Source organism: Catenulispora sp. MAP12-49 (assembly GCF_041262705.1).
Classification (GTDB): domain Bacteria; phylum Actinomycetota; class Actinomycetes; order Streptomycetales; family Catenulisporaceae; genus Catenulispora.
This window is the reverse complement of record NZ_JBGCCP010000012.1, coordinates 208,467-213,069: the sequence shown is the minus strand read 5'-3', so window position 1 is coordinate 213,069 and position 4,603 is coordinate 208,467. Positions and strand designations below refer to the sequence as shown.

At 69.5% G+C, this 4,603-nt stretch carries 5 protein-coding genes; 3 read left to right on the top strand and 2 right to left on the bottom strand.

Annotated elements, in window-relative coordinates; all coding sequences use genetic code 11:
* The first annotated feature begins 420 nt into the window (after positions 1-420).
* Entirely contained in the window at positions 421-2,004 is a 1,584-nt protein-coding gene (locus ABIA35_RS23020) for an MBL fold metallo-hydrolase (protein WP_370345244.1), read from the top strand.
* 82 nt (positions 2,005-2,086) lie between these two features.
* On the opposite strand, the gene ABIA35_RS23015 is transcribed toward ABIA35_RS23020, so the two are convergent.
* Positions 2,087-2,407 (bottom strand): MbtH domain protein, encoded by a 321-nt coding sequence (locus ABIA35_RS23015; RefSeq protein WP_370345245.1) that lies wholly within the window; start codon positions 2,405-2,407, stop codon positions 2,087-2,089.
* 202 nt (positions 2,408-2,609) lie between these two features.
* Between ABIA35_RS23015 and cysC the strand changes: the two genes are divergently transcribed.
* On the top strand, positions 2,610-3,212 hold the full coding sequence (gene cysC / locus ABIA35_RS23010; protein WP_370345246.1) for an adenylyl-sulfate kinase: 603 nt from the start codon (positions 2,610-2,612) through the stop codon (positions 3,210-3,212).
* Between the two features lie 104 nt (positions 3,213-3,316).
* On the opposite strand, the gene ABIA35_RS23005 is transcribed toward cysC, so the two are convergent.
* Positions 3,317-3,526: an MbtH family protein gene (locus ABIA35_RS23005; protein WP_370345247.1), complete on the bottom strand. Its 210-nt coding sequence runs from the start codon at positions 3,524-3,526 to the stop codon at positions 3,317-3,319.
* A gap of 291 nt (positions 3,527-3,817) precedes the next feature.
* Between ABIA35_RS23005 and ABIA35_RS23000 the strand changes: the two genes are divergently transcribed.
* The gene (locus ABIA35_RS23000; RefSeq protein WP_370345248.1) at positions 3,818-4,603 is read left to right on the top strand and encodes an ABC transporter ATP-binding protein; all 786 of its coding nucleotides are present in this window, start codon (positions 3,818-3,820) and stop codon (positions 4,601-4,603) included.

Sequence of the window (4,603 nt, the reverse complement as noted above, 5' to 3'; positions counted from 1 at the left end):
TCCCCTACACCTCTATCGCTCGCGCCGGGACGGCGGCTATCGGGCTTCTGGTACCGATCGCCAGGCCGAGGCTCCCCGCGCATTGGCGAATACCGGGCAGGAGGCGGTGGGAGGGCTGCGATTCAGCGCCGGAAATGAGTCAGACAATCCTTCGAGGCTGTCGCAGGCCACTGTGACACGGTGCCGCGAACGGCCTCAACGCCCTGGTTGAACGCGGTGGCGGCGGTTCGGCGGGCACCGCGTTCAACTGAGTCCGGGGCGCGGTTGGACGCCCCGCGGCCGGCGGGCGTGCACATATCGAGGGACGCTGTGCACATATTGAGGGAGCATCGCGCGCCATGTCATGGTGGGCCGCGGCCACACCGTGGCGGGGAAGACCGCCGGAATCGCTCGACATCCGGGGAAGACGAGGGAGAGAAGATGAAAGACGAGCCGAGATTTCTCCGGCCGAACACGATCATCGAGCCGCTGGTGGACGGATTCTATGCCTGGCTCCACACCCTGACGCCAGTGCCCGCCGCGCTGAATCTGGCGACTTTGCAGGTTCCCCTGTTGGAATCGTATCTGCAGACACCCCAAGTGCACATCAACGCCTGCAACAACCCGGCGCTGCGCGGCGGGTTCTTCGTGAACATCGGCGAGGAGCGGATCGAGGAGGTCCGCGACCTGCTGGCCGCGATCAAGCGGGACCGGGCCGACATGCTGCGCTTCGCGGCCGCGGTGGCCGAGGGCGAGGAGATCGTACGGCAGACCGCCACCGGATTCGATCTCACGCCGATCTACCCGAAGCTGCCGGCCGAGCTGTCAGGCTTGGTGGAACTGGCCTACGACACCAACAACCAGGCCTCCATGCGCTTCCTGGAGCCGCTGCTCTATGAGAGCAGCGCCTTCACCGAGGACCGGCAGTCGGTCCAGCTGTCGTTGGAGACTGGCGTCGAGCGGCCGTTCATTCTGAGCACTCCTCGGCTGCCCTCGGCCGACGTGCTCGACCTGAAGATCCCGTTCCGGCACCCCGGGCTGACGGAGCTGTTCCGGGCGCGGGTCCACGGCACGACGCTGCGCCGGCTCCAGGAAGCCCTGGAACTGGACTCCGCGCAGGCCGCGTTCCTGGACGGGCTCCTGACCGACGCACCCGACCTGGCCGAGGACCGGCACATCGCCGGCGGCGGCCGGGTGCGCTACTTCGGCCACGCCTGCCTGGTCCTGCAGACTCCCGAGGCGGCGATCGTCACCGACCCGTTCATCAGCGCCGAGGCCGGCGCCACGGACCGCTACACGCTGCGGGATCTGCCCGACTACATCGACCTGGTCCTGATCACCCACGGACACCAGGACCACATCGTGCTGGAGACCCTGCTCCAGCTGCGCGGCCGGGTCGGGTCGGTGGTCGTCCCGCGCTCCTCGCGCGGCAACCTCGCCGATCCCTCGCTCGCGCTCGCCCTGAGCCGCGCCGGCCTGCCGGTGACCGAGGTGGACGACTTCTCGGAGGTGGAGTTCCCGGGCGGGAAGGTGGTCGCCACGCCGTTCCTCGGCGAGCACGCCGACCTGGACATCAGAGCGAAGTCGACGTTCTGCGTCGAGCTGGCCGGGCGCACCGTCTTCGTGGGCGCGGACTCCTCGGGCATCGACCCGGGCTTGTACCGGTACATCCGCGGCCGCGTCGGCCGGGTCGACATGGCCTTCCTGGGCATGGAGTGCGCCGGCGCGCCGCTGACCTGGCTCTACCAGTCGCTGCTGACCCGGCCGGTGACGAAGAAGATGAGCGACTCCCGGACGCTGTCGGGCTCCGACGCGTCGCAGGCCTGCGCGATCATGGAGGAGCTGGGCGCGTCCGAGGCGTACATCTACGCCATGGGCGAGGAGCCGTGGCTGGGGCACGTGATGGCCACGAGCTACACCGAGGACTCCTACCAACTGCAGCAGGTCGAGCAGTTCCTGTCCTGGTGCGCGGCGCGGAACATCAACGCGGAGCACCTGTACGCCAAGCGCGAATGGGTCTGGTGACGTCCCGATCGCAGAACACGGACAGCGGCCCCGGCTTCTCATCGAGCCGGGGCCGCTGTCAGCGGTATCAGGGTTCGTGCTATCAGACGAGCACCAGGCGGCCGGTGCCGTTCAGCGTGGCCAGGTCCAGGTCGGCGACGCAGCGGACCGGGTCGCCGTTCAGATTCAGGGTCCCCTCCAGGTGGACCGTGCCGGCCGAGGCCTGGAAGTCCGCCGCGGTCAGGTCGGTCGCCGCCAGGTCCAGGCGGACGCCCAGGTCGGTCCCGCCGCGCGTGCCGGTGAACTTCACGCTGACGTGCGCGAACTCCTCGATCCGCTGCCGGAGTTCGGCGACCGAGGGCGTCGGCCCGCCGAGCGTCACCGGGTGGTCGCCCGCAGACAGGCGCTGGGTCAGTTCATTCATGGGAGAACAACTCCTCGAGATTGCCGGGCGAATTACCGGACAGTTCCGCGATGGCCCCAAGATAGACAGCGCTCGGGCGCGTTCACAATCCCGATGCCGCCGATGTTTGATCCCCGGAGAAAGCCGGTGCCAGGGTGGAGCCGGACACCGACTTGAAAGGAATTCGGCGGTGACGACTATTCATGCCAGTGCCTTGCGAAACATGCTTCTGCCCGCTTCCCGCGGGCGCTCCGATCCGTCCCGCACCGATCTGTCCCACACCGAACCGTCCCGCACCGGGGCGACGGTCTGGCTCACCGGCCTGCCCAGCGCCGGGAAGTCGACGATCGCCTGCCGGCTGGCCGAGCTCCTGGGCGCCGAGGGCCGCGGCGCGGAGATCCTCGACGGCGACGAGGTCCGTGCCTTCCTGTCCGCCGGCCTCGGCTTCAGCCGGGCCGACCGCGACGCCAACGTCCGGCGGATCGGCTACGTCGCCGAACTCCTGGCGCGCAACGGGGTTCTGGTGCTGGCGGCGGTCGTCTCGCCGTTCCAGGACAGCCGGGACGCGGTGCGCGAATGGCACCGCAGGTCCGGTACTGCGTTCCTCGAGGTGCACGTCGCGACGCCGGTCGAGGTCTGCGCGGACAGGGACGTGAAGGGCCTGTACGCGCGCCAGCGGGCCGGGACGCTGACCGGGCTGACCGGCGTCGACGACCCCTACGAGCCGCCGCCGAGCCCCGAGCTGCGGATCGACACCGGCTCCGAGGACGTCGCCGGGTCGGTGCGGGCGGTCCGGGCGCTGCTCGCCGAGCGGGGGTTGGTGTAACCCGATCGAGGGAATCGTGAAGGGCGGACCGGGATCCCGGTCCGCCCTTCACGATTCCCTCGACGACCTCCCCGCGACGAGACCACGCCGATCCGGCGAGCGGATCAGTTCCCTTCCATCGCGTCGATCAGGCTCTTGGGACGCATGTCGGTCCAGGACTCCTCGATGTAGTCCAGGCACTCCTGGCGCGGGGCCTTGCCGAACACCGTCTTCCACCCCTCGGGGACATCGGCGAACACCGGCCACAGCGAGTGCTGGTTCTCGGTGTTGACCAGCACCAGGAAGTCGGCCTCGGGATTGTCGAACGGATTCATCTGCGTGCCGCCCTTTCTCGAAAGAATATGCACCCTCCGCGCCACTATGACCCGCGGCCGGCGTATCGATCAACAGCCGTGCCGCACTGTTCAACCGCGGCCCGGCCGCAGTCGGACGGAACCGGCGGCCGGGTACCGGAAAACGTTAATCAGGGGTTTGACACTCTTGGCGGCCAGCCGCTATCCATGGGGGAATGCCATCGCCTGAGGCGCCCGTCACGCGGCACGGTTCGACGCAGACGAAGGTAGCTGGACCAAGACCGGCCGGAAAGGCCCTAGGAGCAGATCATCATGACCACCACGGCCACCAACCCAGTGCTTCGAGCCCGCGGGCTCCGCAAGGAATACGGAAAGGGAGACGGGCAGGTCCACGCCGTCGAGAACTGCGACCTCGATGTCGCCCCCGGCGAGACGGTGGCCCTGACCGGGCCCAGCGGCTGCGGGAAGTCCACCATGCTCCAACTGCTGGGCGGCCTGGACCGCCCGTCGCAGGGCGAGGTCTGGATCGCCGGCAAGCGCATCGACAAGATGGGCGAGCGGGCGCTGGCGCACATGCGCCGCGACTCGATCGGCTTCGTCTTCCAGTCCTTCCAGCTGATGGACGAGCTGACCGCGGTGGAGAACGTCGAACTGCCGGCCCTGCTGGCCGGCCGCTCGGCCCGCAAGGCCCGCAAGCGCGCGCTGAGCCTGCTGGAGCAGGTCGGCCTGTCCGAGCGCGCCCGCCATCTGCCCTCGCAGCTGTCCGGGGGCCAGCGGCAGCGGGTCGCGGTGGCCCGCGCGCTGGTCAACGAACCGTTGATCGTGCTGGCCGACGAGCCGACGGGCAACCTGGACAGCGAGGCCACCGCCGACGTGATGCGGCTGTTCGCGCGGCTCCGCGCCGACGGCCAGACGCTGGTCCTGGTCACCCATGACCCGCGCGTCGCGAACACCGCGGACCGGCTGATCACCATGCGCGACGGGGTCTTCGTGGACGAGAGCCGGCCGGCCGGCCGGAGCGGGGCCGGGTCCGGGTCGGGGTCGAAGTCCGGGCCCGTGACCGGGCAGCGCGGCGCGCTCGCCGGACTGGACGGCTGA

What these genes read in the sequence shown, in the direction of transcription:
- ABIA35_RS23020 (WP_370345244.1), top strand. Translation starts at nt 421, where the DNA reads ATGAAAGACGAGCCGAGATTTCTCCGGCCGAACACGATCATCGAGCCG.
- ABIA35_RS23015 (WP_370345245.1), bottom strand. Translation starts at nt 2,407, where the DNA reads ATGAATGAACTGACCCAGCGCCTGTCTGCGGGCGACCACCCGGTGACG.
- cysC (WP_370345246.1), top strand. Translation starts at nt 2,610, where the DNA reads ATGCTTCTGCCCGCTTCCCGCGGGCGCTCCGATCCGTCCCGCACCGAT.
- ABIA35_RS23005 (WP_370345247.1), bottom strand. Translation starts at nt 3,526, where the DNA reads ATGAATCCGTTCGACAATCCCGAGGCCGACTTCCTGGTGCTGGTCAAC.
- ABIA35_RS23000 (WP_370345248.1), top strand. Translation starts at nt 3,818, where the DNA reads ATGACCACCACGGCCACCAACCCAGTGCTTCGAGCCCGCGGGCTCCGC.